The 412-nt window shown below is 54.6% G+C and carries 1 protein-coding gene; it reads left to right on the top strand.

Annotated elements, in window-relative coordinates; genetic code table 11:
- Nucleotides 1-95: 95 nt before the first annotated feature.
- Nucleotides 96-412 (top strand): MarR family winged helix-turn-helix transcriptional regulator (locus tag H6B10_RS15500; protein WP_204652363.1); only part of this gene is annotated, 317 nt, incomplete at its 3' end.

The raw sequence follows: 412 nt of genomic DNA, 5'->3' as shown, positions 1-412 counted from the left end.
TGGTCATGAACATCAGGCGGGGATGACCCCCTTGACAGGACTGGGCAATCGGTTATAATAGGTAATAGGTTACTTAATGAAGAGGGGAGAACGCCATGCCGGGTAAAATGCCTTTCGGCCTGAAAATTGCCATCATCAACCGTGCGTTCCGCAAACGGATGGATGAGAAGGCTGCCGACATGGGTCTGACATCAGTACAGCTTCGGGTACTGGGGTCGGTCAGCCGTCTGGAAGCGGCAGGGGAAACCGAGATCCACCAGAACGACCTGGAGCGCATCGAACATGTGACCCATCCGGCCATGACCAAGCTGCTGCAGCGGTTGGAAAGCAAAGGTTTTATCTGCTGTGTGCCAAGCAGCAGGGATCGCCGTTACAAAAAAATCACCTGTACCGAGCGTTCCCGGGGCATCCA

The organism is Gemmiger formicilis, assembly GCF_016901605.1.
GTDB lineage: Bacteria > Bacillota > Clostridia > Oscillospirales > Ruminococcaceae > Gemmiger > Gemmiger formicilis_B.
Note: the sequence above shows the minus strand (reverse complement) of the source record. Positions and strands in the feature narration are given on the sequence as shown.